Source organism: Catellatospora coxensis, assembly GCF_016862635.1.
GTDB lineage: Bacteria > Actinomycetota > Actinomycetes > Mycobacteriales > Micromonosporaceae > Catellatospora > Catellatospora coxensis.
This window is the reverse complement of sequence record NZ_BONI01000027.1, coordinates 41,044-66,777: the sequence shown is the minus strand read 5'-3', so window position 1 is coordinate 66,777 and position 25,734 is coordinate 41,044. Positions and strand designations below refer to the sequence as shown.

Sequence of the window (25,734 nt, the reverse complement as noted above, 5' to 3'; positions counted from 1 at the left end):
ATAGACGGTCTGTATATACAGTCAATCTGTATATGGCACCTACCGCGGTGCCGGAACGCGGCGGTTCGGCGCCGCGCGCGGCAGGTCCGCGCGGTCGGGTTCGGGCAGCCAGTCCCGGGCCGGGTCGAACCGGATCGTGTGCGAGCCCGGCAGCAGGGCCAGCAGCCGGGGAAGCAGCGGATGCGCGTTGTCCGCGCGCCACACCACCGACCAGGGCAGGTACGGCGTCGGCCGCAGCGGGACGCGTACCACGTCGGCGGGCAGCTGCCACCACGCGCCCAGCGGCGTGACCCGGCGCGGATGCCGCCGCAGCTCGGCGATCGTGTGCTCGACTCCCAGGTTGAGCGCGGTACCCGTGATCGGCACATCCAGCGCGGCCGCGTACGCGCGCAGCAGCCCCGTCAGCTCCGGCGGCCGGTCCTCGAACGGGATCCACAGCCCGTGCTCGCGCAGCTCGGCCGCCCCGACCGCGCCCGCGTCGGCCAGCGGATGCCCCGCGAGCACCCCGACCGCGATCGGCTCCAGGCACACCAGCCGCCGCCGCACCCCGGCCGGCCAGGGGTGGCCCAGGTCGTGCGCCCGCCCCCAGGCGACGTCCAGGTCCCCGCCCGCCACGGCGTCCAGCGCCGAACCGAGGCTGCGCCGCATGCTCAGCTCCAGCAGCAGGTCCGGGTACGCCGACACCAGCTCGCCCAGCAGGCTCAGCGGCCGGTGCACCGGCCCCCACACGTCCACCTTCAGCGGCAGCTGCTCGCCGCGCACCGACCGGGCCGCCGCCGCGCCCAGCGCCAGCAGCTCCCGGGCGTACGGCAGGAACCTCGCCCCGGCCGCGGTCAGCTCGACGGGCCCGCGCCCGCGCGTGAACAGGGCCGAGCCGAGCGTCTCCTCCAGCCGGCGTACCCGTTTGGACAGCGCCTGCTGGGTCAGGTACAGCGCGGCGGCGGCCCGGCCGAAGTGCAGCTCGTCGGCGGCGCGCACGAACGCCCGCACCTGGGCGAGATCGAGATCCACAGGGCACAGCCTGGCCCGACAACCATCGGTTGTCCAATCGGTCGGCATGGTTGTTCGACGCCGGCCACCCGGGCGGGCTTGACTGGTCGGCATGACGCTCAGAGGAAACGCGGCCGGAGTGCCGTACATCGCCCTGCCGCCCGCCGACCCGACCCCCGACACCCCGCTGGTCGTGGCCTGGCACCTGCTCGACCCGCCGCGCAGCGAGATCGCCATGGCCGCGGCGCTGCCGCTGTCGGGCCTGAACGCCTGGCGGGTGTACCTGGGCCTGCCGATGACCGGCGACCGGATGCTGCCCGGCGGCCCGGATGAGCTGATGAAGCTCGTCATGGAGGACGCGGTGCTGAACCTGTTCGAGCCGCTGACCCGGCAGGCGGTCGCGGAGTTCCCGCCCGCGCTGGCCGAGCTGCGCTCGGTGCTGGACGCGCACGGCCCGCTCAGCCTGCTGGGCGGCTCCATCGGCTCGATGACGGCCCTGCGCCTGCTGACCGAGACGGCCGTGGAGGTCGACCGGGTGGCGCTGGTCAGCCCCGCGGTCCAGCTGTCCGCGCTGGTGGACGCCAACTCCCGGATGTTCGGCATGCCGTACCAGTGGACCGACGAGAGCCGTGCCGCGGCCGACCGGCTCGACTTCGTCGCCCGCGCCGCGGAGATCGAGCGCCCGGTGCTGATGGTGATCGGCGACGAGGACGACCGGGAAGGCTTCCGCGACCCGGCGCAGCGGTTGTGGGCGGCGCTGCCGGAAGGGTCGTCGCTGGTCGCGATCCCCGGGATGGGCCACGCCCTGGCCGAGGAGCCCGGCCTCGACGCCGCCCCGCAGACCGCGCACGCCGCGCAGGTCGACGCGATCGTCACCGACTGGCTGTCCCGGTAGCGGGTAACGGCCGACGACCGGCCCCGGCCGCCCGCGTTCGCCGGGGATGACCGGGCCCGCGGCCAGGACGGATGTCGAGGTCACACCGGCGGCCTCGACATCCGTCCCGGACTCCGCGGCAGAGGCGGCAGCAGCGGGCCGGCTAATGCCGGAGCAGTCCGCCGACCGGCACCGGGGGCACGTGCCCGTCGGCCGGCTGGGCGCGCTCCAGCCGCAGGGCGACGTCGATGATGACCGCACGTTCCAGCTCGGGGATCTGCGCGACCGGAACCCACTCGGCCAGATCGGTGGATCCGTCGACCTCGTGGCGCATCCGGCCGCCGATGATTCGGGCCCGGTAGAAGACGCCCACGCTGTGCAGCTCGGCGCCGCCGGGGACCCAGTCCACGTGCCGGGCCCGGGAGTCCACCCCCAGCAGGCGTTCGACCGCCACCCGGTATCCGGTCTCCTCGGCGACCTCCCGGACGACCGCGTCGTACGGATCCTCGGCGTGCTCGACCTTCCCGCCCGGCAGCGTCCAGTGGCGCTGCGAGCCGTCCGGCGAGACGTAGCGGGCCAGCAGCATCCGATCCTCGCGCAGGATCACCCCGTAGGCGGCCAGCCGCAACCGGTGCGCGGTCATCGGAGCCCCGGCGGCAGGAGCGTCGCGAAGTCGGGGACGGCGAGGGTCTCGCCGCCGCGCATCGCCGACTCGTGCGCCACGATGCCGGGAGCGGTCCATGCCGCGGCGGTGTCGGCGTCGATGCGCGACCCCCGGCCCTCGACGATGCTGCGGAGGAACTCGTGCACCAGGTGCGGGTGCGAGCCGCCGTGCGCGTCGCGGTGCCGGGTGAACCCGGCGATGGACGCGGGCAGGAGGTGGCCGTGGTCAGCCGGTTCGAACACGGCGCGCTCGACCGGGTTGCCGCGCTGGCCGGGGCCCGGCAGGGTCATGTCGAACCGGGTCAGCGGGCCGCCCTCCGCCGACGGCCACTCGATGCCGACGCGGTCGCCGTAGACGCAGAAACCTTCGGTGTACGCCCGCGCGGTCTGGAAGAACGCCATGGTCACCTCCGCGACGGCGTCGTGGCCGCGCAACCGGAACAGCCCGGCCTCCAGCGGGTACGGGTTGCCGAACGCGCCCTCGCGTGCACCGGTGAGCCGTCCCGAACCCAGGCAGTGCACGCTCTCGACCGTCGTGTCGAGCAGCGCCAGGATCGGCGACAGCGCGTGCGTCACGTACGCCATCGGCGGGTAGCCCTGCCAGTAGTGCGCGAAGCCGTCGAGGTTCTGGATGTGGAAGCCCCGGTAGAAGGTGACCGCGCCCAGCTCGCCGCTGCGGTGAAGCTGCTCGACGGCGTGGTACTCGCGGGCGTACACCGACGTCTCCATCATCATGTACACCCGGCCCGACGCGTGCGCGGCGGCACGGACCGCCTCGACGTCGGCGAGGGACATCGCCATCGGGACCGCGCAGGCGCAGTGCCGTCCCGAGTTCAGCACCGCGATCGACTGGCGGGCGTGGAACGCGACCGGGGTCAGCAGGTGGACGGCGTCGACGCGGGGATCGGCCAGCACCTCGTCGAGGTCGGTGGCCCGGTCGGCGATCCCGTGGCGCTCGCCGACCTCCGCCAGCCGGGCCGGGTCGGCGTCCACGATCGTGATGTGGCCGACGTCGGGATGCCGCTGGTAGATCGGCAGGAACGCCGCACCGAAACCGAGTCCGACGATCGCCACACCCACGCTCATGGTCGGTCAGCATCGTCCGTGAAATCGATTTCGTCAACCTTCGCCAGCTTGGGCAAGGGAGGGATCGGCGGGTCCTCCCAGAGGTACCGGCCCACCGGGTAGGGGCGGCGGTAGAACAGGCGCAGCCGGGCGGCGATGCGGAGAGTCTCCTCGTCAGCCGGGGCCCGCCGCGGGCGGTGTCGATCGCGGAGGCGAGGGCGTCCAGCTCCTGGGCCGTGAACTCGATCCGGTCGACGGTGCCCAGGTTCAGCGAGATCCGCCGACCCGTGCCGGCGTCGTGGGCGACCAGGTTCACCCGTCCCGCATCCGCGGGATCGTAGATCTCGCCGCGAACCGTCGCCGCGGCGAGATCTACGGTGCGGGTGTGGAACGCTCCGCGCACGGTCAGCACCGAGCCGCGCAACCACGTGCCGCCGCGCAGCGTCGCCAGCAGGCTGTGCAGCCCCCACCAGGCCATCCCCAGGAACAGCGCGAAGACCAAGAACGCCCCGACGAAGTTCATGTCCTGCGCTGTGGCGGCCTTCTTGGCGAACCGCCACAGCAGAGCCAGACCGCCTACCAGCAGAGCCCACGCGAAAAGGACCTCGACCCGGTGCTGCTCCCGCGTCCATGGGCCCAGCGGCGTCCCCGGCGGCTCAGGCGTCTGCATCGTCGCAGCGTAGGCACCGCACGCAAGGCGGTGGCGTCATTTCGCCGGTGGCAGCGCGCTCTCCACCCACTGCAGCAGCGGACCCGGCGGGATCGCGCCGAGCTGCCGGGCCGTGACCTCGCCGCCCTTCAGCATGAGCAGCAGCGGGATCGACTGGGCCCGGTAGCGCATCGCCGTCTCCGGCGAGTCGTCCACATTGACCTTGACGACCTTCAACCGTCCCGCGAACTCCAGCGCGGCCCGCTCCACACCGGGCGCGACCATGCGGCACGGCCCGCACCACGGTGCCCACAGGTCCAGCAGCACCGGCAGCGACGACTGCACCACCACGGCGTCGAAGTCGTCGTCGGTGGCGTCGGTCAGCCACGGCAGCATGCCGCGGCAGCTGCCGCACCGGGCCAGTCCCGCCGCGGCGGCCCGCAGCCGGTTACGCTTGCCGCAGTGCGGGCAGGTGACCAGGTCGGCCCTGGTGTCCTGCTGCGGTGCCTGTGCCATCGTCAAACTCCCGTTCCCGCGCCCGCTTCCGCCATCTGCGGAGCCGGTGCCGCGTCGAAGGTTACCGCCAAATCGCCGTCGCGCACGCCGACGTGGATCACGGCGTCCTCGCGGAGGTCACCGGCGATGATCGCACGCCCGATCCGGGTCTCGACTTCGTGGGCTATGTACCGGCGCAGCGGCCGCGCCCCGTACACCGGGTCGAAGCCGTGCTCGGCGATGAGTTTGCGGGCGTCCTCGGTCAGGTCCAGGCTGATCCGGCGCTCGCCGAGCCGCTTGCGCAGGTCCTCGAACTGCAGGTCGACGATCTTCTCGATCTGCGGCAGCGTCAGCCGGTGGAACAGCACGATGTCGTCGACCCGGTTGAGGAACTCGGGCCGGAAGTGCCCGCGCAGCTCGCCGAGCACCTTCGCGCGGGCCTGCTCGGAGATGTCGGCATCGGACCCTTCCAGCAGGTGTTCCGCGCCGATGTTGGAGGTCATGATGATGACCGTGTTGCGGAAGTCGACGGTGCGGCCCTGCGAGTCGGTGATCCGGCCGTCGTCGAGCACCTGCAGCAGCGTGTTGAACACGTCGGTGTGCGCCTTCTCGATCTCGTCGAACAGCACCACCGAGTACGGCTTGCGCCGCACCGCCTCGGTGAGCTGCCCGCCCTCCTCGTAGCCGACGTACCCGGGCGGCGCGCCGACCAGCCGGCTGACGGTGTGCCGCTCCTGGTACTCGCTCATGTCCAGCCGCACGATGTTGTCCTCGGAGTCGAACAGCGCCGCCGCGAGGGCCTTGGCCAGCTCGGTCTTGCCGACACCGGTCGGGCCCAGGAAGATGAACGAGCCGATCGGGCGGCGCGGGTCCTTGATGCCCGACCGGGCGCGGATGATCGCGTCGGCGACGACCTGCACGGCCTCGTCCTGGCCGATGACCCGCTCGTGCAGGATCTCGTCGAGGCGCAGCAGCTTCTGGCGCTCGCCCTCCTGCAGCCGCGACACCGGGATCCCGGTCCACGCGGACACGATCTCGGCGATCTCGTCCTCGGTCACCGTCTCGCGCAGCAGGCCCGGCTGGCCCTGCTGCCGGTCGGCCAGCTTCTGCTCCTCGGCCTCCAGCCGTCGTTCGAGGTCGGCGATGCGCCCGTAGCGCAGCTCGGCGGCCCGGTTGAGGTCGTAGGCGCGTTCGGCCTCCTCGACCTCGTGGCGCAGCCGCTCCAGCTCCTCGCGCACGTCCTGGACGCGGCGGATGGCCTGGCGTTCGCTCTCCCACTGGGCGTGCTTGGCGTCGGCTTCGGCGCGCAGGTCGGCCAGCTCGCGGCGCAGCTGGTCGAGGCGGGCCACGCCGGCCGGGTCGGTCTCCTTGGCCAGCGCCGCCTCCTCGATCTCCAGCCGCATCACCCGCCGGGTGATCTCGTCGAGCTCCGCGGGCATCGAGTCGATCTCGGTACGCAGCCGCGCGCACGCCTCGTCGACGAGGTCGATCGCCTTGTCGGGCAGGAACCGGTCGGTGATGTACCGGTGCGACAGCGTCGCCGCCGCCACCAGCGCCGAGTCCTGGATGTTCACCCCGTGGAACACCTCCAGGCGCTCGCGCAGCCCGCGCAGGATCGAGATGGTGTCCTCGACCGTCGGCTCGTCCACCACGACCTGCTGGAAGCGCCGGGCCAGCGCGGCGTCCTTCTCGATGTGCTTGCGGTACTCGTCGACGGTCGTCGCGCCGATCATGTGCAGCTCGCCGCGGGCCAGCATCGGCTTGAGCATGTTGCCCGCGTCCATCGCGCCCTCCGCGCCGCCGCCGGCCCCGACGACGGTGTGCAGCTCGTCGACGAACAGCAGGATGCGGCCCTCGGCGGCGCGGACCTCGTTCAGCACGGCCTTGAGCCGCTCCTCGAACTCGCCGCGGTACTTGGCCCCGGCGATCAGCGCGCCCATGTCCAGGGCGAACACGGTCTTGTCGCGCAGCCCCTCGGGCACGTCCCCGCGCACGATGCGCTGCGCCAGGCCCTCCACGATCGCGGTCTTGCCGACACCCGGGTCGCCGATCAGCACCGGATTGTTCTTCGTCTTGCGGGACAGGATCTGGATCACCCGGCGGATCTCGGCGTCCCGGCCGATGACCGGGTCGAGCCGGTTCGCCCGCGCGTCGGCGACCAGGTCCTGCCCGTACTTCTCCAGCGCCTCGTAGGTGACCTCCGGCATCGCCGAGGTGACCCGCTGGTTGCCGCGGACCTGGGTCAGCGCGGCCAGGAACGCCTCCCGGGTGACGCCGTTCTCCTTGAGCCGGCGGCCGGCCGCCGTCGCCGAGCCCTCGTCGGCCAGGGCCAGCAGCAGGTGCTCGGTGGACACGTACTCGTCCTTGAGCCGCTTGGCCTCCCGCTCGGCGGTGTCGAGGACCCGGGACAGGCGCTGGGTGACGAACACCTGACCGGGCTGCGCGCCCGGCCCGCTCACCTTCGGCCGCCGCTGCAGGTCCTGCTCGACCTCGCCGCGCAGCCGGGCCGGGTCGGCCCCGGTCTGGGCGATCAGCCGCGGCACGATCCCGTCGGGCTGGTCCAGCAGCGCCAGCAGCAGGTGCTCGCCGTCGACCTCGGTGTGGCCCATCCGCAGCGCGATCGTCTGCGCGTCATGCAGCGCCTCCTGCGACTTCTGCGTCAGCTTGTTCATGTCCACGGCGCTCGCTCCTTCGCAGTGCGGTCTGCAGCTCGTCGACGCGGTCGAGCAGGTCCATGACCAGGCCGATCGCGGTGTAGTTCAGGGACAGGTCGGCGTGCAGCCGCTGCACCCGCGCCACCCGGTGCAGCTCGGCGGGCCGGAACCACAGGCCGCCGGCCGCGTCACGGTCGGCGTCGACCAGGCCCAGCGCGACGTAGCGCTGCACCAGCACCGGGTGCAGGCCCGCCTGGCGGGCGAACCGGTCCAGGCTGAGCCGCGACGGGACGGCCAGCGCGTACACCTTCATCGGGCGCTCCTCGGGTCGAACGTGGACGCCTCGGCCAGCTGCTCGTACAGCTCGCGTTCGCGGTCGCCGAGGCTGCGCGGCACGACGATGCGGACTTCGGCGTACAGGTCGCCGTGCTCGCCGCGGTGGTGCGGCATGCCCTGCCCGCGCAGGCGCAGCCGCTTGCCGCTGGACGTGCCCGGTGGCACCGTCACCTTGGTCTCCCCGCCCGGCGTCACCAGCGGCACGGTCGCGCCGAGCGCCGCCTCGGACGGGCTCACCGGCAGCGCCACGTGGATGTGGCGGCCGTCGACCCGGTAGCGGTGGTGCGGCTCCAGGCGCACCACCAGGTACAGGTCACCGGCCGGGGCGTTGCCACGGCCCTGCCCGCCCTGCCCGGCCAGCCGGATGCGCTGGCCGTCGGTGACCCCGGCCGGGATGTTCACGTCGTAGCTGCGCGGGCCCTGCGCCCCCGACAGCGTGATCGAACGCTTGCCGCCCTGGTACGCCTCCTCGACCGACAGCGGCAGCTCGGCCTCCTGGTCCGCGCCGGCGATCGGCCCCGCGCCGCGGCCCGCGCGCCCGCCGCCGCGGAACATGCCGCCGAGCAGGTCCTCCAGGTCGACGTCGCCGCCCTCGTACGACCACGAGAACGGCTCGCCGCCGTCCCGGCCCCGGAACCCGCCGCCCGGGAAGCCACCGGGGAAGCCCTGGCCGCCGCGGCCCCGGAAACTGCCCGCCCCCGCGCCGGCCATCTCCTCGTACCCCTCGGGGACCTTGCGGAAGTCCTCGCCGAACCGGTCGTAGCGGGCGCGCTGCTTCGGGTCGTGCAGCACGTGGTACGCCTCGTTGATCTCCTTGAACCTCTCCTCGGCGTCCGGGCTCTTGTTGACGTCCGGGTGGTACTTGCGGGCCAGCTTGCGAAACGCCTGCTGGATCTCGTCCGCGGACGCGCCGCGGGCGACCCCGAGCACGTCGTAGAAGTCACGGGCCACGGCTCACCCCTGGGTGTTGCCGGCGACGACGACCGTGGCCGGGCGCAGCTGCCGGTCCACCTGGCCGTAGCCGGGGCGGATCACCTGCAGCACCGTCCCGTCGGGCTCGCCGGTGTTCGGGACCACGCTGACGGCCTCGTGCCACACCGGGTCGAACGGCACGCCGGTGTCCTCGCGGCGCGGGAAGCCGAGCGTGGACAGGGTGTTCACGGCCTGGTCGCGGACCGCCCGGACCCCGTCGACGACCGCGGCCGGGTCGCTGTCGGCGTGCGCCAGCGCCAGGTCCAGGTTGTCGATCACGGGCAGGAACACCGCGGCGGTACGGGCCCGCTCGGCCTCGCGTTCGGCGGCGAGCTGGCGCTCGTACCGCTTGCGCATGTTGTCCAGGTCGGCCAGCGCCCGCCGCAGCCGGCCCTCCAGCTCGGCGGCCGACGGCCCGGCCGGGGTGGGCGCCTCGACGTCCGGGGCCTCGGCGGACGGCTCCCCGGCGTGGCCGTCGTGCACCGCGACCTCGCCGGGTTCCATCGCCACCGGGCCCGGCGGGTCGAGGCCGTGCCGGGGCACGTGCTCGTGCACGGGCTCGCCCTCCGGTTCGGTGTCGGCCTGCGGGCCGGTGCCGCTGTGCGGGTGGTGTGCCATCGCGGCGCTCAGCTCGGCGAGAACTCGGCGTCGATGACGTCGTCGTCGCCCTGGCCCTGGCCGGTGCGCGCGCCCGCCGTCGGGCCGGGCTGCCCGCCCTGTCCGGCGTCGCCGCCGGGCGGCGGTCCGCTGGGCCGGGCCATCAGGCCCTGCGCGACCTGCTGCAGGTCGCCGATCAGCGAGCGCAGCCGGTCCATCGGCGCCTCCTCCTTGATGGCCTGGCGGGCGTCGCCGACCAGCAGCTCCGCGCGGGCCTTCTCGTGTGCCGGCGCGGACTCGCCCAGCTCACCCAGGCGCTGCTCGACCTGGTACGTCAGCGACTCCAGCTCGTTGCGGGTGTCGATGAGCTGGCGGGTGCGGGTGTCCTCGTCGCGGTGCGCCTCGGCGTCGGCGACCATGCGCTCGACCTCGGAACGGTCGAGGTTGCCGCTGTCGGTGATGGTGATGGCCTGCTCGGCGTTGGTCTCCTTGTCCTTGGCGGACACGTTGAGGATGCCGTTGGCGTCGACGTCGAACGTGACGTCGATCTGCGGGACGTTGCGCGGCGCGGGCCGGATGTTCTCCAGCCGGAACTTGCCCAGCGTGCGGTTGTCGGCGGCGAGTTCCCGCTCGCCCTGCAGCACGTGGATGTCCACGGCGGGCTGGTTGTCCTCGGCGGTGGAGAACGTCTCGGAGCGCCGCGCCGGGATCGTGGTGTTGCGCTCGATGACCTTGGTCATCCGCCCGCCCAGGGTCTCCAGGCCCAGCGACAGCGGGATCACGTCAAGCAGCAGCACGTCGGGTCCCTCGCCGGTGAGCACGCCCGCCTGGATCGCCGCGCCCATCGCCACGACCTCGTCGGGGTTGACGCTCATGTTCGGGTCCTTGCCGCCGGTCAGCCTGCGTACCAGCGCCTGCACGGCGGGGATGCGGGTGGACCCGCCGACGAGGATGACCTCGTCGAGGTCGTTGGCGGTGACCTTCGCGTCGCCCATGGCCTGCTCGACCGGGCCGAGGCAGCGCTGCACCAGGTCCTTGGTCAGGTCCTCGAACTTCGACCGGGTGATCGTCGTGGTCAGGTGCTTCGGGCCGGACGCGTCCGCGGTGACGAACGGCAGGCTGACCTGCGTCTGGGTGACCGACGACAGCTCGACCTTGGCCTTCTCGGCGGCCTCGAACAGCCGCTGCAGGGCCTGCGGGTCGGTGCGGAGGTCGATGCCGGTGTCGTTCTTGAACTCGTCGGCCAGGTGGTCGACCAGGCGGCGGTCGAAGTCGTCGCCGCCCAGGTGCGAGTCGCCCGCGGTCGCGCGGACCTCGACGACGCCGTCGCCGACGTCGAGGATGCTCACGTCGAACGTGCCGCCGCCCAGGTCGAACACCAGGACCGTCTCGTGGCCCTTCTTGTCCAGCCCGTACGCCAGCGCGGCCGCCGTGGGCTCGTTGATGATGCGCAGCACGTCGAGCCCCGCGATGCGGCCGGCGTCCTTGGTCGCGGTCCGCTGGGCGTCGTTGAAGTACGCCGGCACCGTGATGACGGCCTGGGTGACCTTCTCGCCGAGGAACTTCGACGCGTCGTCGACGAGCTTGCGCAGCACCTGGGCGCTGATCTCCTCGGGGGAGTAAATCTTGCCCTTGACGTCGAAGCGTACGAGCCCGTCCGGACCGGGCACGACGTCGAACGCGACCGCCTTGGCCTCCTGGCTGATCTCGTCGAAGTGCCGGCCGATGAACCGCTTCGCGGAGTAGATGGTGCCCTTCGGGTTCAGGATCGCCTGTCTGCGGGCAAGCTGCCCGACCAGCCGTTCGCCCGCGTCGGTGAACGCGACCACGGACGGCGTCGTGCGCGCGCCCTCGGCGTTCTGGATCACGGTCGGCTGGCCGCCCTCGAACACCGCGATCACCGAGTTCGTGGTCCCCAGATCGATACCCACTGCCTTGGCCATGGCACAGCTCCACATCCGCTGTCGGCGCGTGCGATCCTGCGCGGGACGTGGGCCGCCTACCTGCGGACACGCCGCGTGCACGCCCGGTATTTACACATAAATCGGACTCACATAATCTAGCGGACCAAGGTGTACGAGGTTGGCGTTACCGCCCGACGAGAGCGGTCGAACGTGTGTTCGTGGCGGCGGATAGCCGCCACGCCCCGCGATCGTCCGACTTGCCTGGCACCCGTGCGTATCTTGAAGGCCGTTTCCCCCGATCGCCCGGCAAGCCGGATGATCGAGGCCAGCCCGATGATCGAGGGAGCTAGCCGTCGATGTCGCAAGCGCCGGAGGCCCTGAGCAGCCACTCCAGCGAGCCCGACGGGAACGGGTGGCCCTCGACCTGGACGTCGATCCAGCCTCCGGAGGGCCCGTCCAGTCCGGCGTCCCACCACTGCCAGCCCCGGGACTCGCCGTCGCCGTCCGGGTCGAACCAGTGCAGCCACCCGGAAAGCTCCCAGGCGGCGTCGACCGGCTGCTCGTGCTGCCCACCCGGTGCCGTCGCGCCCGACCGCGCCGCGTCCTCCTGCCCGGCGGCCGCGTCCCGTTCCGGGGCGCACGCCGCCACGAAGCGCTCGGGCAGCCGGTCGCGCCACTGTGCCAGGTCCGGCCAGACGAGTCCGGCGTCCAGCACGGTCGCGAGCGCGTCGCGGGCCAGTGCGATCACCGAGCGGGGGTCGTCGGCGGTGAAGGTGAACCGCTGCAGGAAGTCCTCGCTCACCGCACCGGGCAGCGGGCCTTCCAGCACCCGGCGCAGTTCCGCGTGCAGATCCATCCGTGCCGTCCTCCAGGGTTCCGGGCCTTCCGGCAGAGCGTAGGCCCGCTAAGATCCCCCGGATGCGCAGCCTGCCCGCCCAGTACCGACCGGCGCCGCACCTGGGGCAGGGCACCCTCCATCTTCCCCTGGCGGCTGCGGGCGCGATGATCGCGGTCTCGGCCACGGTCGCCGTCGCCAATCCGGTGTGGGGATCGGGCGGGGTGGCGCTGTTCGGCTACGGCGCGATCCGCATCGAGATGCAGCGGCGCGTGCTGGCCGACGATGAGACCCGCGCCCGGATCGCGCCCTTCCGGCAGCTGCGGCGTGGCGATGTGGACGGATTCGCCTGGCTGCTGCAGGTGCTGGCGGAGTTCGACAGCCGCTTGCCCCGCACCCGTCGCGACGCCCGGATCGCCCTGGCGGCGATCGCCGCCGAGCACCTGCTGATGCGCGGCCTGATCTTCCACTGCCGGCGGCGCGACGTCAGCGTCGAGGTCTTCCAGGACCGGCTCCGGCGTTTCGGCACCGGCCCGCTCGCCTGCGCACTGGCGAGCCTGCACCCGGACGGGCAGGTCCGCGCGGCCGCCGTCGCCGCCATGGGCCGCCGGTTGCAGCCGGCCCAGCTGCCGTTCCTCCTCGAACGCACGGTCGACTGGGCGCCCCAGGTGCGCACGGCCGCACAACACGTGCTGCACAGCCGACTCCGCCGGCAGCCCGCATTGCTGCCGCCGGCCCGGGCGGCCTTCATGCAGGTCGCCCGGCGCAGGCACGCGCCCGCGGTCGCCCGGCTGATCGACGGGCTCTGATCGGCTCCACGGGTCGTGACCACCGGAACCACATCTGGCGGGTGAGTCTTGCGGGCGTGGCTGCCGCCGGCCGCCGGCGGCTGGTTACCATTCCGGCGTGCGTGACATCGCGGTGTTCAGCGGTAGTGCCCATCCCGAACTCGCGGCGGAGATCTGTGCCCATCTCGGGGTGCCGTTGCACCCGGTGCGGGTGTCGCGGTTCGCCAACGACTGCCTTGAGGTCCAGCTCGGCGCGAACTGCCGCGACCGGGATGTGTACCTGGTGCAGCCGCTGGTGCCGCCGGTGCAGGAACACCTGGTCGAGCTGCTGTTGATGCTCGACGCGGCCCGGGGCGCGTCGGCGGGGCGGATCACCGTGGTGATGCCGCACTACGCTTACGCCCGCTCCGACAAGAAGGACGCCCCGCGCATCTCCATCGGCGGGCGGCTGGTCGCCGACCTGCTGCGCACCGCGGGCGCGGACCGGGTGCTGGCGATGACGCTGCACTCGCCCCAGATGCACGGCTTCTTCAGCATGCCCGTCGACCACCTGCACGCGCTGCGCGAGCTGGCCACCCACTTCCGCCAGTACGACCTCGCCGACACGGTCGTCGTCTCACCCGACCTCGGCAACGCCAAGGAGGCCGCCGCGTTCGCCCGCCTGCTCGGCACCCCCGTGGCGGCCGGCGCGAAGCAGCGTTTCAGCGACGACCGGGTGCAGATCAGCGCGGTCATCGGCGACGTGGCCGACAAGCACGTCATCGTGCTCGACGACGAGATCGCCAAGGGCAGCACCGTGATCGAGCTGATGGAGCACCTGCGCGGCCTCAACGCCCGCTCCATCCGCCTGGCCTGCACCCACGGCCTGTTCACCGACAACGCCCTCAAGCGCCTCAGCGAGCAGGAAGGCGTACTCGAGATCGTCTGCACCAACACGGTCCCCATCGCCGCCGACAAACGAGTGCCGAAACTCAAGATCCTCTCGGTCGCTCCGGCACTGGCGGAAGCAGTGCGCCGTATCCACAACGGCGAATCGGTCAGCGCCCTCTTCTCCTGACCCCCGAAGATCGCGACGATCTTGCGAGAACTGTGGGGGATACGCCCGAATCACCCGTGTCGCACCCACAGTCCACGCAAGATCGCCGCGGCGAGGGCGGGTCAGACCGGTAGCGACAGCACGTGCTGGAGCAGGGCGACCAGGACCGCGCGGGACGAGGCGCGGTTGCGGGCGTCGCAGAGCAGTACGGGCGTGCCCGGGTCGAGGTTCAGGGCCAGCTGCACGTCCGCGGGGGTGAAGCGGTCGCCGCCGTCGAAGCAGTTCACCGCTACGACGAACGGGGTCTCCCGGTCCTCGAAGTAGTCGATGCAGGCGAAGCTCTCCTTCAGGCGGCGGGTGTCGGCCAGCACCACGGCGCCGATCGCGCCGGCGGCCAGTTCGTCCCAGAGGAATGAGAACCGGTCCTGCCCCGGCGTGCCGAACAGGTACAGCACCAGGTCGCGGCTGATGGTGATGCGGCCGAAGTCCATGGCCACCGTGGTGTGGGTCTTGGCCTCCACCCCGGACAGGTCGTCGACGCCGATCCCGGCGTCGGTGAGCATCTCCTCGGTGCGCAGCGGCCGGATCTCGCTGACCGCGCCGACCATCGTGGTCTTGCCGACCCCGAAGTGCCCCGCGATCAGGATCTTGACCGCGGTCGGCAGCACGACCGGCACCGCGTCAGAGCGTACTGAGTCCATGGATGACCGCCTCGATCACAGGTCGGCTCGCCACACCGCGGGCCGGGGTAGGGGAACGGGTGACGATGAGCCGCTGCGCCAGCAGGTCGCCGAGCAGCACCATGACCGTGCCCGCGGGCAGGTCGAGCTCGGCGGCGAGTTCGGCGACGGACACGGGCTCCTGGCTGTGCCGGATGATCTGCGCGGACTCCGGGTGCAGACCGTCGTCACGTTCGGGCGGCCGGGTGGCCAGCACGATCGAGATGAGGTCGAACGCGCCGCGCACCGGGGTGGTCCGGCCGGACGTCATCGCGTACGGCCGGACCACTGGCACGGCGTCGGGCCACTGCTCCTGTGGCGCCTCCATCAGGTCAGCCCTGCGCCGTAGCGGGCTGGCGCACCGGCGTGGTGATGTACTGGCCCACCCGGACCACCAGCATCTCCATCTCGTACGCGGCCACGCCCACGTCGATGTCGCTGCCGCACACCACGGCCAGGCACGCGCCGTTGCCGGCCGAGGTGACGAACAGGTACCCCGTCCCGAACTCGATCATGGTGCGGCGCACCACGCTGTCGCCGAAGTGCCGCCCCGCGCCCCGCGCGAGGCTGCTCAGCCCGGCCGCGGCCGCCGCGAGGTGCTCGGCGTCGGCCTTGGCCAGCCCCGCCGAGGTGGCGATGAGCAGCCCGTCCGTGGACAGGATGATGGCGTACCTGGCCTCGACGACCCGGTGGACGAGGTCGTCCACGAGCCAGGCGAGGTCGACGGTCGCTGCGGTCTTCTCCGTCACGATGCTGGTCCTTCCGGATGTGCTGCGGTCGGGGTCGGTCCGGTCAGTTCGGCTTGCTCGCGGCCCTGCCGCGCCCCGTCGGCGTACGCCGCCAGGAACCGGCCGACCTCCCGCGGATCGCGGCCGTTCGGGTAGGCCGGGCCGTCGTTGCGGGGCTGCTCAGCCTCGGCCGTGTCGCGGGGGCGCGGCACGACCCGCTTGGGCCGCTTCTCCCGCCAGGGCAACCCGGCGGGGGTCACCTTGTCCTCCCCGGCGGCCTGCGTCCCGGCCGCAGCCGGACCCGTCCCGGCGGGCTGCCCGGCCGGACGCCGGCCGTTCGGGTTGAGCGCGGCCGCGGCCGCGACGGTGGCCAGCAGCCGCTCGCGGGGCCGGTCGCCGACCTCGGGCGCGGTCCGGGCGATCAGCTCGGCCGGGAGCACCACGGCCGCGGTGACCCCGTCGTGGGCCGACCGGCGCAACTGCACCGCCACCTGGTGGCGGCGTGCCAGCCGGCCGACCACGTAGAAACCCAGCCGTGCCGCCCCGGCTAGCTGGAACTCCGGCGGGTCGGCCAGCTGCCGGTTCGCGTCCTGCAGGGCCAGGCCGGTCATGCCCAGGCCGCGGTCGCTGATCTCCACCAGGTATCCGCCGGGCACGGCCCGGCCGATCACGTCGACGTCGGTGGTCGGCGGGGAGAACGTCACCGCGTTCTCCATCAGCTCGGCCAGCAGGTGGATGACGTCACCGGCGGCATGACCCGCGAGCGCGGCCGGCTCCGCGGCTCGCAGCCGCACCCGCGGGTAGTCCTCGACCTCGGCCAGCGCGCCGCGCAGCACGTCCACCAGCGGCACCGTGCTGCGGTAGGTGCGGCTGGCCGGCACACCGGACAGCACCACCAGGTTCTCCGCGTTGCGCCGCATCCGGGTGGCCAGGTGGTCGATCTGGAACAGCTTGGCCAGCTCCTCGTCGGTGGCGGCCTGCCGCTCCATGAGGTCGATCAGCTTCAGCTGGCGGTGCACCAGCGTCTGGATGCGGTGCGCCAGGCTCAGAAACACGTCGCGTACGCCGCGGCGCAGCTCCGCCTGGTCGACGGTCGCCTGGATCGCGGTCTGCTGCACCACGTCGAACGCCCGGCCCACCTGCCCGATGTCGTCGTCGCCGAACGCCAGTGGCGGCGCGGCCTTGCCGACGTCGACGTCCTCGCCGACCCGCAGCCGCTCCACCACCCGCGGCAGCCGCACCTGCGCGAGATCGAGCGCCGCCGCGCGCAGCTGCGCCAGCTGCGCCTGCAGCGAGCGCAGCGACCGGATGGTGAACCGGATCGACAGCACCACGGCGATGAGCCCGAGCCCGGCGGCCAGCACCAGCTGCACGATGATGCCGATCGCCGCCGGGCGGAACCGGACCACCGTCGCGTCGGCCAGGTCGAGCACCAGCGTGCGCACCGCGTCGATGGCGCCGGTGACCGCCGCCCGCCACGCCGCCGGGTCGGCCAGCGGAGCCGCGCCCGGCGGGGCCCGCATCACCTCGTTCTCCAGCGATTGCAGCGCCAGCATCGCGGGACTGTTCAGCAGCCGGGTGTACTGCCCCTTGTCCGGCTGCGGCAGCCGCTCGACGACCTGCGTGGACAGGTACTTCTGCGCGCCGACCAGCTCGGTGAACGCCGCCCGGTCGGCCTCGGTGAACCGGTTCTCGCCGATGACCCCGGACAGCACCGCGTCCTCACGAGAGATCATCTCCTGGGAGTGGGTCAGCAGCACCAGCGTCGAGGTGTGGAAGATGACCTCCGAGTCGTCCCAGGCCGTATAGGTGCCGTACACGTCGAAGCCGAGCTGCGCCAGGCCGGTGAAGTAGGCGCTGGCCCGCACCCGGTCCAGGCCGCCCCGGTCCAGCTCGGTGCGCCGCTCAGGCAGCCCCTCCAGCGCGGCGAGCAGGTCGGCCAGCCGCCCGTCGCTGGCCTCGCTGGTCGACCACTGCGCGATGGTGCCCTCCAGCGCCTGGCGCAGGCGGCGTTCGGCCTGGTCGGTGCCGATCCGGGCGGCGTCGAGCGCGTCACGGTCGCCCGCGGTGCCCGACGCGGCGAACGTCACCGACTCGCGGCGCTCGGCCTGGATCGCCGCGATGAGCGCCTCGGTCGGCTTGGCGACCTGCTGCTCCAGCGCGGCCAGCCAGACCAGGCTGAGCCCCTGCCCCACGGTGACGTACGCGGCGAACGCCCACAGCGCCACCAGCGACGCGAGGACGGCGAAGATCTTGTTGCGCAGGCCGGGATTGCGGGGTGGTCGGGGGTCGGATTCGTTCATGTCACCCGCTCGGGAGAGGACGCTGTGGGGGTGGCGGTGGTGCTCGCGTCCCGCGGTGGACGGGGCGCGACGGGGTGTTCAGGGGAAGTCGCGACCCGTTGTAGCAACGCCGTTTCCGCCCTGATCGCACACGGCGTGCGACGGTCCCGAAAGCTCGGCCGTGAGGCCGATTCGCGCTCGCCCGATCCGGGGGCGCACACGGCCGGACGGCCGCCCCGTGTCACGGGACGGCCGTCCGGGTGGGACTGTCACCAGCCCGTTCTACCGGCTCCGTACGGGTAGAGCGGGTTGCCGTAGGTGGTCGGCACCGTCTGCCCGGCGTCGATCCGCGCCCGGATCTCGTTGCGCTGGGCCGTGGTCGCACCCAGGTCGTACGGCAGGTCCCAGGCCTCGGTGGCGTCGGCGAGCACGTCGCTGCCCCCGGGCCGCAGCACGTCGGTCAGCGCCCGGGGCAGCTGCCACGGCAGTCTGCCGCTGGGCGCGTAGTCGCCGAACAGCAGCGACGCCAGCGCCGGGCCCATCTCCTCGCCGCCGCGGTAGGTGACCACGGTCGCCCCGGGGAGCCCGTCCCAGTCGGTGATGACGTACGGCCTCGGCATCACCAGCACGACCACGACCGGGATGTTCTGGTTGCGGAAGTTCTGGATGACCGCGAGCTGGTCGGCGGGCAGGTACGGCTGCTCCTTCACCCAGTTGGTGCCGTGGGTGTAGGAGCCCTCGCCGACGGCGACGACGGCCACCTTCGGCGCGGGACCGGTGTCCTGGTAGACGTTCACCCCGGCCGTCGCCGCCCTGGCCCGGATCGCGTCGATGATGTTCTTCGACCCGTACTCCTGGTGGAAGTAGCTGGTCCAGATGCAGCAGGCGAGCGCGTCCGTGGCCCGCGGACCGGCCACGACGATGTTGTCGCCCGCGTTGAGGCGCAGCGGCAGCACGCCGTTGTTCTTCAGCAGCGTCATCGCCTCCCGCGAGGCCTGGTTGGCCAGCGCGGTGTAGGACGGCTGGTGCATCCGGTACGGCCCGTTGACCGGGTCACCGTACGGCGCCTCGAACACGCCGAGCTGGAACTTCAGCCGCAGGATGCGCCGCACCGCGTCGTCGATGCGCGCCGCCGGGACCCCGGCGGTGAACGTGGCGATGGAGTAGCCGGGCGCGCCCGGGTCGGCCCCGCCCATCACGTCCGAGCCGGCCTTGGCCGCGCCGACCCAGGAGCCCGAAGGCAGCCAGTCGGTCGTGATCAGACCGGTGAACCCGAGGTTGTTGCGCAGGTACGCCAGGATCGGCGCGCTGTCACCGGCTCCGGGGCCGCCCGGGTCCAGGAACGAGCTGCCCGCGTACCCGGGCATGATGTTGACCGCGCCGGCCTCCATCGCCGCCCGGAACGGGATCATGTGGTACTTGATCGTGACCGCGTCGTACACGATCAGCGCCTCGCCGCCCGCGCCCTCACCGGGCCAGTGCTTGACCGTGGCCAGCACCGACGCCGGGTTCAGCTCCGGACCGCCCTGCAGCCCGGCGACCAGGGCCCGCACCTGCGCGGCGGCCACGTCGGCGTTCTCGCCGTTGCCCTCCTGGATGCGCGGGTAGAGCACCTTCGTGCCGACCTCCGCCAGCGGCCCGAGCACGCCCCGGGTGCCGACCTCCAGCTGCTCGCGCCGCTGCATGTCGCCGAGCTTGTACGCCAGCGGGTAGTTCCTGGTCGCCGCGAGCGCGCTCTGCGTCGGGTAGGTCGTCTTGTAGCCGTGGATGGTGTCGCCCGCCGACACGAACGGGATGCCCAGCCGGGTCGCCGCCGACGAGGTCAGGAAGCTGTGCAGGTCCGGTCCTTCCGCCGGGCCGAAGTGCCAGCCCGACCGGTTGAAGGTCTGGGCGTTGTAGAACATCTGGTAGGCCTTCTCCTCCAGCGTCATGCGCCCGAGCAGGTCGTTGACCCGCGTCTCGACCGGCTGCCGCCAGTCCTCGTACGGCTCGATGGTGCCGTTCTTGTTCAGGTCACGGCTGCCGTTGAGCACGTTGACGCCGTCGACGACGTTCTCCAGCACCGGCAGGTAGACACTGAATCGCCGGATGTTCGACACCTGGATGGTGCCACCCGAGCTGTTCACGGCTACGACGTACCACTTGTAGGTCCACCGGTCGGGCAGGTCCCAGGTGGGGGTGTAGGTGGTGCCGGTCGGCTCGGCGACCTTGGTGTACAGGTCGATCAGGTTGCCGGGCTGGGTGAAGTCGTAGTCGGTGCGGCTGATGTTGATCCAGACCTGGTAGCGGGCCGCGCCGCCGACCGCGTTCCAGCTCAGCGCCGGGCGGCGGGTGGTGGTGACCATGGCCGCGTCGGCGGGGCCGGTCAGCGCGAACTGGCCGGCCGTGCCCGGCGGCCGGGTCGGTCCCGACAGCAGCGGCGGGGTGGTCGCCGACGTGTTCAGGGTGCCGAACACCTGCAGCTCCCACAGCGAGTAGCCGTAGCCGGTGGCCCGTGCGGTGCCGTAGAGGCGCAGGTAGCGGCCGCTGCCGCTGATGTTCAGGGTCTCGGTGCCGCCGTTGCCGGTGGTCGTCGAGTGGATGGTGGTCCAGGTGGCCGCGTCGTTGGACGTCTCTATCCGGTAGCCGCGCGCGAACGCCGACTCCCAGTTGAGCACGACCCGGGAGACCGTCGCCGTGCCGCCGAAGTCGATCCGGATCCACTGCGGGTCGCTGAACTGGCTGGACCAGCGGGTGGTGGTACGGCCGTCGAGCGCGGCGGCGGGGGCGTTGCCGCCCTCGTACGACGACGCCTCGACCTTCTTGAACTCCGAGATCGGGGTGCCGCCCGGGTTGGGCGGGGGACTCGGGCTGGCGCTGGGGCTCGGCGGAGTGCCGCCGATGGTCCCGAACACCTGGAACTCCCACAGCGAGTACCCGTAGCCGTTCGCGCGGACCGTGCCGTACATGCGCACGTAGCGGCCGCTGCCGGTGACGGCGAGGGTCTGCGTGCCGCCGGTGCCGGTGGTGGTCGAGTGGATGTTCGTCCAGGTGTTGCCGTCCGGTGACACCTGGATCTGGAAGCTGGTCGCGTACGCCGCCTCCCAGACGAGTCTCACCTGGTCGATCGCGGCGGTCGCGCCGAGGTCGACGCGGATCCACTGCGGGTCGCTGAACTGGCTGGACCAGCGGGTGCCGGGATCGCCGTCGACGGCGGCGGCGGCCGGCGTGCCCGCGCCCTCGATGGACGAGGCGAGGACCGGTTTGCCCTGGGAGATCAGCGGACCGGCGGCCTGGGCCGGCACCCCGGTCAGGGACTGTGCGAGCAGTGCGAGCGCGACGGCGACGGCCGCCGCCAGGCCCGCCCGGCTGCGCCACGGCAGCCGGAGGGTGGGTCTGAGCGACATGGGCTGCTCCTGATGGAGACGGGACGGGACAGGCCCTGCCGGGTGTGGGGGACGGCCACGGAGTCGGCGGGACCTGTTGGAGAGCGCTCTCCCGACAGAGTCATCGAAACAGCCCGATTAGTCAAGCGCCGCGGCTCAGCGCACGCGCGGATCCTCCAGCGCGCGGGCCGCCGCGGCCAGCACCCCGTCCGCGCACATGCTCGGCGCGCCGATCAGCAGGATCTCGCGGTCCACCCACTCGACGCGCTCGACGCCGGGCCGCTCCATGAGCGACCTGTCGAGTCTCAGCTGCGCGTCGTCGGCGTACAGGCAGCGCGCCTCGTCACCGGCCCACAGGTTCCAGTGCAGCGGCCCCTCGTCGTGGCCGCCCAGCCAGCGCTCGGTCATCGGCTTCACCGACAGGTCACCGGTCGCGAGCAGTTCCCGGACCGTCATCGACGGCGGATCGGGGTACCTGCTGGCGATGACGACGTCGAGGACCTCCTCGATGTGCTCCACGCAGTCGCAGGCCGGTGGCTGCGGCGGGGTCCAGCCCGCGCCGGAGGTCAGATCGGACACGGCGGCATCATAAAGGCCCGCTGCGACAAAGGACCGCTGTGTCACCAGGCCTTGACCAGGGTCGCCGCGGACAGGCCCGCCGCGACGCGGGCGAGCGACTCCGCCCGCTCCCGCGTCAGCGCGATGGCGTAGAGCACGCTCATCACGTCGTCGCGAGCCAGCAGCGCGGTGCACCGGGCGCCGCGGACCGCATCGCCCCTGCCGCGCTCGTCGCCGCGCAGTTCCTCGCATACGACATGGGCGGCGTCGACGCCCGCGACCGGTGCCAGGTCGGGCACCCGGACAAGGACGTGCCGCCCGTCGCGCGCCGTGAAGGACTCGCAGGTCGCCTTGGCGCGCACCTCCGCCACGGCGGCCGCGGCGTCGGCGACCGCAGTGCGGAACGAGACGGTTCCCTGAACCACCCGCACGTCGCCGTCCTGCCACATCGCTGCCGCGGACGCGCTGGTCTCCTTGAACGTCTCCGGCTGCTGGTCGCAGAGCTGCGGCTCGATGATGAAGTTCTTCGGTTCGCCGATGGCGGGCAGTCCGCCGATCCGGTCCGCGGTCAGCAGCGCGGCCGTGACGCGGTCGTCGGCGCCCGGGCGGGGCTTCGAACTCGGCGCGACCCAGGGGATCGGCTCGCCGGGCCCCGGCCCGGATGGCGTGGACGACCCGCCGGGCGTGCAGCCGGCCAGGGCCGCCAGCGCCGTGGCCGCCAGGGCGACCAGTGCTCGCCTGCCGCCCCGCGCCGCCCGTGTTCCGATGCCGACCGATGGTGTGAGCGGCGACGTTTCCATGAAGATCCCCCGTGTGTCGGCGGAGATCTTAACCGGGCCGGTCGGGGTCGTGGGGGCGTTCCCGGCCGGCCCGGCTGCGGGATCAGGCGGCGAGTGCCGCACGCCTGCGGGCGAGGTACTCGCCGATGCCGACGTGCAGGGCGAGGTTGAGCACCGCCGGGAACGCGACGAGGAACTCGAACACCCCCGGTGACGCGTGCTCGGTGAACTGGGCGGTGAGGATGCTCCACGGCGCGCCGCCGAGCAGGACCGGGATGCTCAGCAGCACGGTGGTGAGGCCGCCGGGCTGCCCCGAGCCGACCACCACGAACACCGCTATCAGCGGGACAACCAAAAGGGTGTGTACGAGTACGGCCAAACGTCGTACCGAGACAGTCATTCGGAGGAGGGTAGCGGGGTCTCGGCCGGTGCGAAACCCCCTCTACCCACAGCAATCAGGACATCACTCCTCGGCGAGCAGCCGCGGTACCGGGATCCGCTGCCGCGCCAGGGCAGGCGCGACCGCGGCCAGCCCGGTCGCCGGCATCCCCACCCCGGCGGCGGCCAGCGCGGTGGTAAACCGGTGGTCGCCACCAGCACTCCGGTCAGCAGCGCGACCGAGCGGGCCGCGCGGCGGCGCAGCTGCGCCAGGATGATCCGCGACATGGACGCATCCTGTCCCATACATTGTGACAATGCGACACGTTCGGGTGGGCCGCCCAGGCCCGGATTGTCGGACCTGGCCCATAGGGTGAGGCCGTATCAACCGAACGATGGGGGTCGTTTCATGTCCGAATCCGCCAAGACCGTCACCGGGGAGCGCGCCGACCTGCTGCAGACGCTCGGCAAGCACCGCTACTTCCTGCGCTACACCGCGCAGGGCCTCAGCGACGAGCAGGCCGCCGCCACCCCGACCGCCAGCGCGCTCAGCGTCGGTGGGCTGATCAAGCATGTCACCGCGACGGAGAAGCAGTGGATGAACTTCGCGGTCGGCGGCGCGTCCGGCATGGGCGCGGGCGACGGCGGCGAGGTCGACTGGGCCGACGGGTTCAGGATGACCGCCGGTGAGACGGTCGAGAGCCTGCTCAAGTCGTACGAGGAGGTGGCCCGGCACACCGACGAGCTGCTGACCACCCTCGACCTCGACACCGCCCACCCGCTGCCGGAGGCGCCCTGGTTCGAGCCCGGCGCGGCCTGGTCGGTGCGCCGCGTGGCGCTGCACCTGATCGCCGAGACGTCCCAGCACGCCGGGCACGCCGACATCATCCGCGAGACCATCGACGGCCAGCGCACCATGGGCTGACCCCGAACCGGCGTACGCCGCCGCACAGCGGCGTACGCTCGGGTGGTCTGCGCTTTCGGGGGAGAGCCATGGCCACCTATGACCCGGCGACGACCGGCCTGATCATCACGGACCCGTACAACGACTTCATCAGCGAGGGCGGCAAACGGTGGCCGCAGCTCAAGGAGGTCGCCGAGACGGTCGGCCTGATCGAGCACATGCGGCAGCTCATGGCGGCCGCGCGGGCCGCCGGGATCCAGATCTTCTACTCCCGGCACCGGCGCTGGCGGCCGGGCGACTACGAGCAGTGGCGCAACGCCACCCCGTACCTGCTGCGCGCGGCCGGCATCCAGCTGTTCGCCAAGGGCACCTGGGGCGGGCAGTGGCACCCCGACTTCGAGCCGCAGCCGGGCGACGTGGTGCTGCACGAGCACTGGGCGCAGAGCGGCTTCGCCAACACCGACCTGGACGTGCAGCTCAAACAGCACGGCGTCAGCAGACTGATCCTGATCGGCCTGATCGCCAACACGTGCGTGGAGTCCACCGCCCGGTTCGGCATGGAGGCCGGCTACCACATCACGCTGGTCCGCGACGCGACGGCGGCGTTCAGCTTCGAGGCCATGCACGCCGCGCACGAGATCAACGGGCCCACCGTCGCCAACGAGATCACCGACACCGCGAGCCTGGTCAAGGCACTGGCCGGTTAGCCCTGCGGCGTCCAGATCCAGGCCCGCGCGCTCAGCTCGGCCTTGCCGCCGTCCGGCCAGCGGGCTCCCCCGAACACCAGCATCCGGTTGCCCGCCGCGACGACCGTGCTGTCGGCGACCTCGGCCTGCGGCAGCGGCGGGATCGCGCCCCACTGCCCGGTCGCGGCGTTCAGGACCGGGCCGGGTCGCTCCGCGTACACCGCCGACGTCGCGCCGAAGACGCTGCCGTGCCCGCCACCCGGCCCCGCGCCGGGCGCACCGGGCAGCGCCGACCACGCGCCGGCGGCCGGATCGAGCACCCCGCCGTACGGGTACACCCGACCCCAGTTGCCGACCTGGCCGCCGTCCGCGCCGCCGAGCGCCGGGTCGATCAGCCTGCCGCCGTCGGCAAACCACGGCCCGGTGGACAGCTGCTGCGAGTCCGGCAACCGCCGCCACGTGCCGAGCGCCGGGTCGAACGCCGCCGCGCGGGCCACCGAAGGCCCGTCCGCCCCCGGGTTCGGCACGATCTTCCGGTCGAACAGCACCAGCTCGCGGCCCGTCCACGCCATCGTGCGGTCGTAGCCCGCGCCCAGCGGGTCGGCGGGCAGCTCGGCCCAGGCGTGCTCGCCCGGCCGGTAGACATAGTCGGGCCCCGGCTCCGTCTCCTCACTGCCCCGCACCGCGTACAACAGGTCACCGCCCGCGACCAGGGTCAGCCCGTTGGAGGCGGGTAGCGAGCCCCGCTCCCACCTGTCGGCGGCGATGTCGTACACCAGCAGCGCGCCCTCCTTGCCGACCGTGTGCCCCTGCACGTACGCGGCACCGCCGACGACGGCACCCTGCATCCAGCGCAGCGCCACCGGCGGTTCGGCGAGCACCCGCCAGCGGCCGGTGTCCGGGTTCACCGCCGCGGCGGCCAGCAGCGGGCTGGGGTCGCCCGCGCAGTCCGCGCCAGGCGGGCAGGGCTCGTCGATGCCGCCGACCAGCAGCGCCTCCTGGCCGGTCCACAGCCCGAGCGCCAGGGCGCGTGGGCTCAGCGGCGAGCCCGGCAGCTCCCGCCAGCCCACCGCCGCTCCCCCCGGCGGCCTGACCGGGGACGGCGGCCCGACCGGGGACGGCGGCGCGGGACGGGCCGAACAGGAGGCCAGGACCAGCATGGCGGCCAGGGCGAGCGCGGTGCGGGCGCGGGTCATGGGCGCTTCGACCGTCCGATCCGGCCGGAGGTTCCCGCCGGGGCGGGATCCCGCCGCTGGACGGAGCTGGCTATCGTGCCGGTCCATGACGACCTCCGAGTTCCCGGTGCTGCGCTGCCCGCTGTGCAAAGGTAACGACTTCCAGCAGGAGCTGGGACGCCTCGACAGCCGGTGGGGCTTCACGTCCCACCGGATGACCCTGCTGATCTGCAAGAACTGCCGCTACATCCTGCACTTCTACGACAAGAACTCGATCTTCGATTTCGACTGACCTGTCCGTG

At 72.5% G+C, this 25,734-nt stretch carries 25 protein-coding genes; 6 read left to right on the top strand and 19 right to left on the bottom strand.

The window, feature by feature from the left end; all coding sequences use genetic code 11:
- Positions 1–39: 39 nt before the first annotated feature.
- Entirely contained in the window at positions 40–1,011 is a 972-nt protein-coding gene (locus tag Cco03nite_RS17455; protein WP_203693166.1) for a LysR family transcriptional regulator, read from the bottom strand.
- A 91-nt stretch (positions 1,012–1,102) separates the two neighbouring features.
- Here Cco03nite_RS17455 and Cco03nite_RS17450 point away from each other — a divergent pair, with 91 nt between their 5' ends.
- A complete protein-coding gene (locus Cco03nite_RS17450; RefSeq protein ID WP_203693165.1) occupies positions 1,103–1,885 on the top strand; it encodes an alpha/beta hydrolase in 783 nt (260 codons plus the stop codon).
- 142 nt (positions 1,886–2,027) lie between these two features.
- On the opposite strand, the gene Cco03nite_RS17445 is transcribed toward Cco03nite_RS17450, so the two are convergent.
- From Cco03nite_RS17445 to Cco03nite_RS17405, 9 genes are all read right to left on the bottom strand, one after another.
- Entirely contained in the window at positions 2,028–2,507 is a 480-nt protein-coding gene (locus Cco03nite_RS17445) for an NUDIX domain-containing protein (protein WP_203693164.1), read from the bottom strand.
- Positions 2,504–3,613, bottom strand: coding sequence for a Gfo/Idh/MocA family protein (locus Cco03nite_RS17440; RefSeq protein ID WP_203693163.1), 1,110 nt, complete (start codon positions 3,611–3,613; stop codon positions 2,504–2,506). The genes Cco03nite_RS17445 and Cco03nite_RS17440 overlap by 4 nt, the downstream gene beginning before the upstream one ends.
- A gap of 685 nt (positions 3,614–4,298) precedes the next feature.
- Positions 4,299–4,757, bottom strand: a complete 459-nt coding sequence (gene trxA / locus Cco03nite_RS17435) for a thioredoxin (protein WP_203693162.1) — start codon at positions 4,755–4,757, stop codon at positions 4,299–4,301.
- A gap of 2 nt (positions 4,758–4,759) precedes the next feature.
- Positions 4,760–7,414: an ATP-dependent chaperone ClpB gene (gene clpB, locus Cco03nite_RS17430; protein WP_203693161.1), complete on the bottom strand. Its 2,655-nt coding sequence runs from the start codon at positions 7,412–7,414 to the stop codon at positions 4,760–4,762.
- Complete coding sequence (locus Cco03nite_RS17425; protein ID WP_203693160.1) at positions 7,368–7,703, bottom strand: chaperone modulator CbpM; 336 nt, start codon at positions 7,701–7,703, stop codon at positions 7,368–7,370. The genes clpB and Cco03nite_RS17425 overlap by 47 nt, the downstream gene beginning before the upstream one ends.
- Positions 7,700–8,677, bottom strand: a complete 978-nt coding sequence (locus Cco03nite_RS17420; protein ID WP_203693159.1) for a DnaJ C-terminal domain-containing protein — start codon at positions 8,675–8,677, stop codon at positions 7,700–7,702. Before Cco03nite_RS17420 ends, Cco03nite_RS17425 begins: the two co-directional genes overlap by 4 nt.
- A gap of 3 nt (positions 8,678–8,680) precedes the next feature.
- The gene (locus Cco03nite_RS17415; protein WP_239167445.1) at positions 8,681–9,316 is read right to left on the bottom strand and encodes a nucleotide exchange factor GrpE; all 636 of its coding nucleotides are present in this window, start codon (positions 9,314–9,316) and stop codon (positions 8,681–8,683) included.
- A gap of 8 nt (positions 9,317–9,324) precedes the next feature.
- On the bottom strand, positions 9,325–11,238 hold the full coding sequence (gene dnaK, locus Cco03nite_RS17410) for a molecular chaperone DnaK (RefSeq protein WP_203693158.1): 1,914 nt from the start codon (positions 11,236–11,238) through the stop codon (positions 9,325–9,327).
- Positions 11,239–11,545: 307 nt separating this feature from the next.
- Positions 11,546–12,055 carry a hypothetical protein gene (locus Cco03nite_RS17405; RefSeq protein WP_203693157.1) on the bottom strand — a complete coding sequence of 170 codons (510 nt, stop codon included), beginning with the start codon at positions 12,053–12,055 and terminating at the stop codon, positions 11,546–11,548.
- A gap of 62 nt (positions 12,056–12,117) precedes the next feature.
- Between Cco03nite_RS17405 and Cco03nite_RS17400 the strand changes: the two genes are divergently transcribed.
- On the top strand, positions 12,118–12,843 hold the full coding sequence (locus Cco03nite_RS17400; RefSeq protein WP_203693156.1) for a hypothetical protein: 726 nt from the start codon (positions 12,118–12,120) through the stop codon (positions 12,841–12,843).
- A 97-nt stretch (positions 12,844–12,940) separates the two neighbouring features.
- Positions 12,941–13,879: a ribose-phosphate diphosphokinase gene (locus Cco03nite_RS17395; protein ID WP_203693155.1), complete on the top strand. Its 939-nt coding sequence runs from the start codon at positions 12,941–12,943 to the stop codon at positions 13,877–13,879.
- Positions 13,880–13,980: 101 nt separating this feature from the next.
- On the opposite strand, the gene Cco03nite_RS17390 is transcribed toward Cco03nite_RS17395, so the two are convergent.
- The 8 genes from Cco03nite_RS17390 to Cco03nite_RS17355 all read right to left on the bottom strand — a co-directional run bounded on the left by Cco03nite_RS17390 (position 13,981) and on the right by Cco03nite_RS17355 (position 22,623).
- Positions 13,981–14,559 carry a GTP-binding protein gene (locus Cco03nite_RS17390; protein ID WP_203693154.1) on the bottom strand — a complete coding sequence of 193 codons (579 nt, stop codon included), beginning with the start codon at positions 14,557–14,559 and terminating at the stop codon, positions 13,981–13,983.
- Entirely contained in the window at positions 14,540–14,905 is a 366-nt protein-coding gene (locus Cco03nite_RS17385) for a DUF742 domain-containing protein (RefSeq protein WP_203693153.1), read from the bottom strand. Before Cco03nite_RS17385 ends, Cco03nite_RS17390 begins: the two co-directional genes overlap by 20 nt.
- Positions 14,906–14,909: 4 nt before the next feature.
- Positions 14,910–15,329 carry a roadblock/LC7 domain-containing protein gene (locus Cco03nite_RS17380; protein ID WP_373314267.1) on the bottom strand — a complete coding sequence of 140 codons (420 nt, stop codon included), beginning with the start codon at positions 15,327–15,329 and terminating at the stop codon, positions 14,910–14,912.
- A complete protein-coding gene (locus Cco03nite_RS17375; protein WP_203693151.1) occupies positions 15,323–17,608 on the bottom strand; it encodes a sensor histidine kinase in 2,286 nt (761 codons plus the stop codon). Before Cco03nite_RS17375 ends, Cco03nite_RS17380 begins: the two co-directional genes overlap by 7 nt.
- A gap of 248 nt (positions 17,609–17,856) precedes the next feature.
- Positions 17,857–20,973, bottom strand: coding sequence for a discoidin domain-containing protein (locus Cco03nite_RS17370; protein WP_203693150.1), 3,117 nt, complete (start codon positions 20,971–20,973; stop codon positions 17,857–17,859).
- A gap of 135 nt (positions 20,974–21,108) precedes the next feature.
- On the bottom strand, positions 21,109–21,531 hold the full coding sequence (locus Cco03nite_RS17365; RefSeq protein ID WP_203693149.1) for a hypothetical protein: 423 nt from the start codon (positions 21,529–21,531) through the stop codon (positions 21,109–21,111).
- Between the two features lie 41 nt (positions 21,532–21,572).
- Complete coding sequence (locus Cco03nite_RS17360) at positions 21,573–22,310, bottom strand: hypothetical protein (protein WP_203693148.1); 738 nt, start codon at positions 22,308–22,310, stop codon at positions 21,573–21,575.
- 82 nt (positions 22,311–22,392) lie between these two features.
- On the bottom strand, positions 22,393–22,623 hold the full coding sequence (locus Cco03nite_RS17355) for a hypothetical protein (protein WP_203693147.1): 231 nt from the start codon (positions 22,621–22,623) through the stop codon (positions 22,393–22,395).
- Positions 22,624–23,076: 453 nt separating this feature from the next.
- Here Cco03nite_RS17355 and Cco03nite_RS17350 point away from each other — a divergent pair, with 453 nt between their 5' ends.
- Both Cco03nite_RS17350 and Cco03nite_RS17345 read left to right on the top strand, forming a co-directional pair.
- Complete coding sequence (locus Cco03nite_RS17350) at positions 23,077–23,592, top strand: DinB family protein (RefSeq protein ID WP_203693146.1); 516 nt, start codon at positions 23,077–23,079, stop codon at positions 23,590–23,592.
- A gap of 68 nt (positions 23,593–23,660) precedes the next feature.
- Positions 23,661–24,278 carry a cysteine hydrolase family protein gene (locus Cco03nite_RS17345; RefSeq protein WP_203693145.1) on the top strand — a complete coding sequence of 206 codons (618 nt, stop codon included), beginning with the start codon at positions 23,661–23,663 and terminating at the stop codon, positions 24,276–24,278.
- On the opposite strand, the gene Cco03nite_RS17340 is transcribed toward Cco03nite_RS17345, so the two are convergent.
- The gene (locus Cco03nite_RS17340; protein WP_203693144.1) at positions 24,275–25,453 is read right to left on the bottom strand and encodes a Kelch repeat-containing protein; all 1,179 of its coding nucleotides are present in this window, start codon (positions 25,451–25,453) and stop codon (positions 24,275–24,277) included. The two genes, Cco03nite_RS17345 and Cco03nite_RS17340, sit on opposite strands and share 4 nt — an antisense overlap.
- An 85-nt stretch (positions 25,454–25,538) precedes the next feature.
- Between Cco03nite_RS17340 and Cco03nite_RS17335 the strand changes: the two genes are divergently transcribed.
- Positions 25,539–25,724: a hypothetical protein gene (locus tag Cco03nite_RS17335; protein ID WP_203693143.1), complete on the top strand. Its 186-nt coding sequence runs from the start codon at positions 25,539–25,541 to the stop codon at positions 25,722–25,724.
- Positions 25,725–25,734: the final 10 nt, after the last annotated feature.

Coding starts and splice junctions, on each gene's coding strand:
- Cco03nite_RS17360 (WP_203693148.1), bottom strand. CDS start 22,310: ATGGAAACGTCGCCGCTCACACCATCGGTCGGCATCGGAACACGGGCG.
- Cco03nite_RS17390 (WP_203693154.1), bottom strand. CDS start 14,559: ATGGACTCAGTACGCTCTGACGCGGTGCCGGTCGTGCTGCCGACCGCG.
- Cco03nite_RS17425 (WP_203693160.1), bottom strand. CDS start 7,703: ATGAAGGTGTACGCGCTGGCCGTCCCGTCGCGGCTCAGCCTGGACCGG.
- dnaK (WP_203693158.1), bottom strand. CDS start 11,238: ATGGCCAAGGCAGTGGGTATCGATCTGGGGACCACGAACTCGGTGATC.
- Cco03nite_RS17440 (WP_203693163.1), bottom strand. CDS start 3,613: ATGAGCGTGGGTGTGGCGATCGTCGGACTCGGTTTCGGTGCGGCGTTC.
- Cco03nite_RS17400 (WP_203693156.1), top strand. CDS start 12,118: ATGCGCAGCCTGCCCGCCCAGTACCGACCGGCGCCGCACCTGGGGCAG.
- Cco03nite_RS17405 (WP_203693157.1), bottom strand. CDS start 12,055: ATGGATCTGCACGCGGAACTGCGCCGGGTGCTGGAAGGCCCGCTGCCC.
- Cco03nite_RS17445 (WP_203693164.1), bottom strand. CDS start 2,507: ATGACCGCGCACCGGTTGCGGCTGGCCGCCTACGGGGTGATCCTGCGC.
- Cco03nite_RS17375 (WP_203693151.1), bottom strand. CDS start 17,608: ATGAACGAATCCGACCCCCGACCACCCCGCAATCCCGGCCTGCGCAAC.
- Cco03nite_RS17340 (WP_203693144.1), bottom strand. CDS start 25,453: ATGACCCGCGCCCGCACCGCGCTCGCCCTGGCCGCCATGCTGGTCCTG.
- trxA (WP_203693162.1), bottom strand. CDS start 4,757: ATGGCACAGGCACCGCAGCAGGACACCAGGGCCGACCTGGTCACCTGC.
- Cco03nite_RS17450 (WP_203693165.1), top strand. CDS start 1,103: ATGACGCTCAGAGGAAACGCGGCCGGAGTGCCGTACATCGCCCTGCCG.
- Cco03nite_RS17370 (WP_203693150.1), bottom strand. CDS start 20,973: ATGTCGCTCAGACCCACCCTCCGGCTGCCGTGGCGCAGCCGGGCGGGC.
- Cco03nite_RS17415 (WP_239167445.1), bottom strand. CDS start 9,316: ATGGCACACCACCCGCACAGCGGCACCGGCCCGCAGGCCGACACCGAA.
- Cco03nite_RS17335 (WP_203693143.1), top strand. CDS start 25,539: ATGACGACCTCCGAGTTCCCGGTGCTGCGCTGCCCGCTGTGCAAAGGT.
- Cco03nite_RS17350 (WP_203693146.1), top strand. CDS start 23,077: ATGTCCGAATCCGCCAAGACCGTCACCGGGGAGCGCGCCGACCTGCTG.
- Cco03nite_RS17345 (WP_203693145.1), top strand. CDS start 23,661: ATGGCCACCTATGACCCGGCGACGACCGGCCTGATCATCACGGACCCG.
- Cco03nite_RS17385 (WP_203693153.1), bottom strand. CDS start 14,905: ATGGAGGCGCCACAGGAGCAGTGGCCCGACGCCGTGCCAGTGGTCCGG.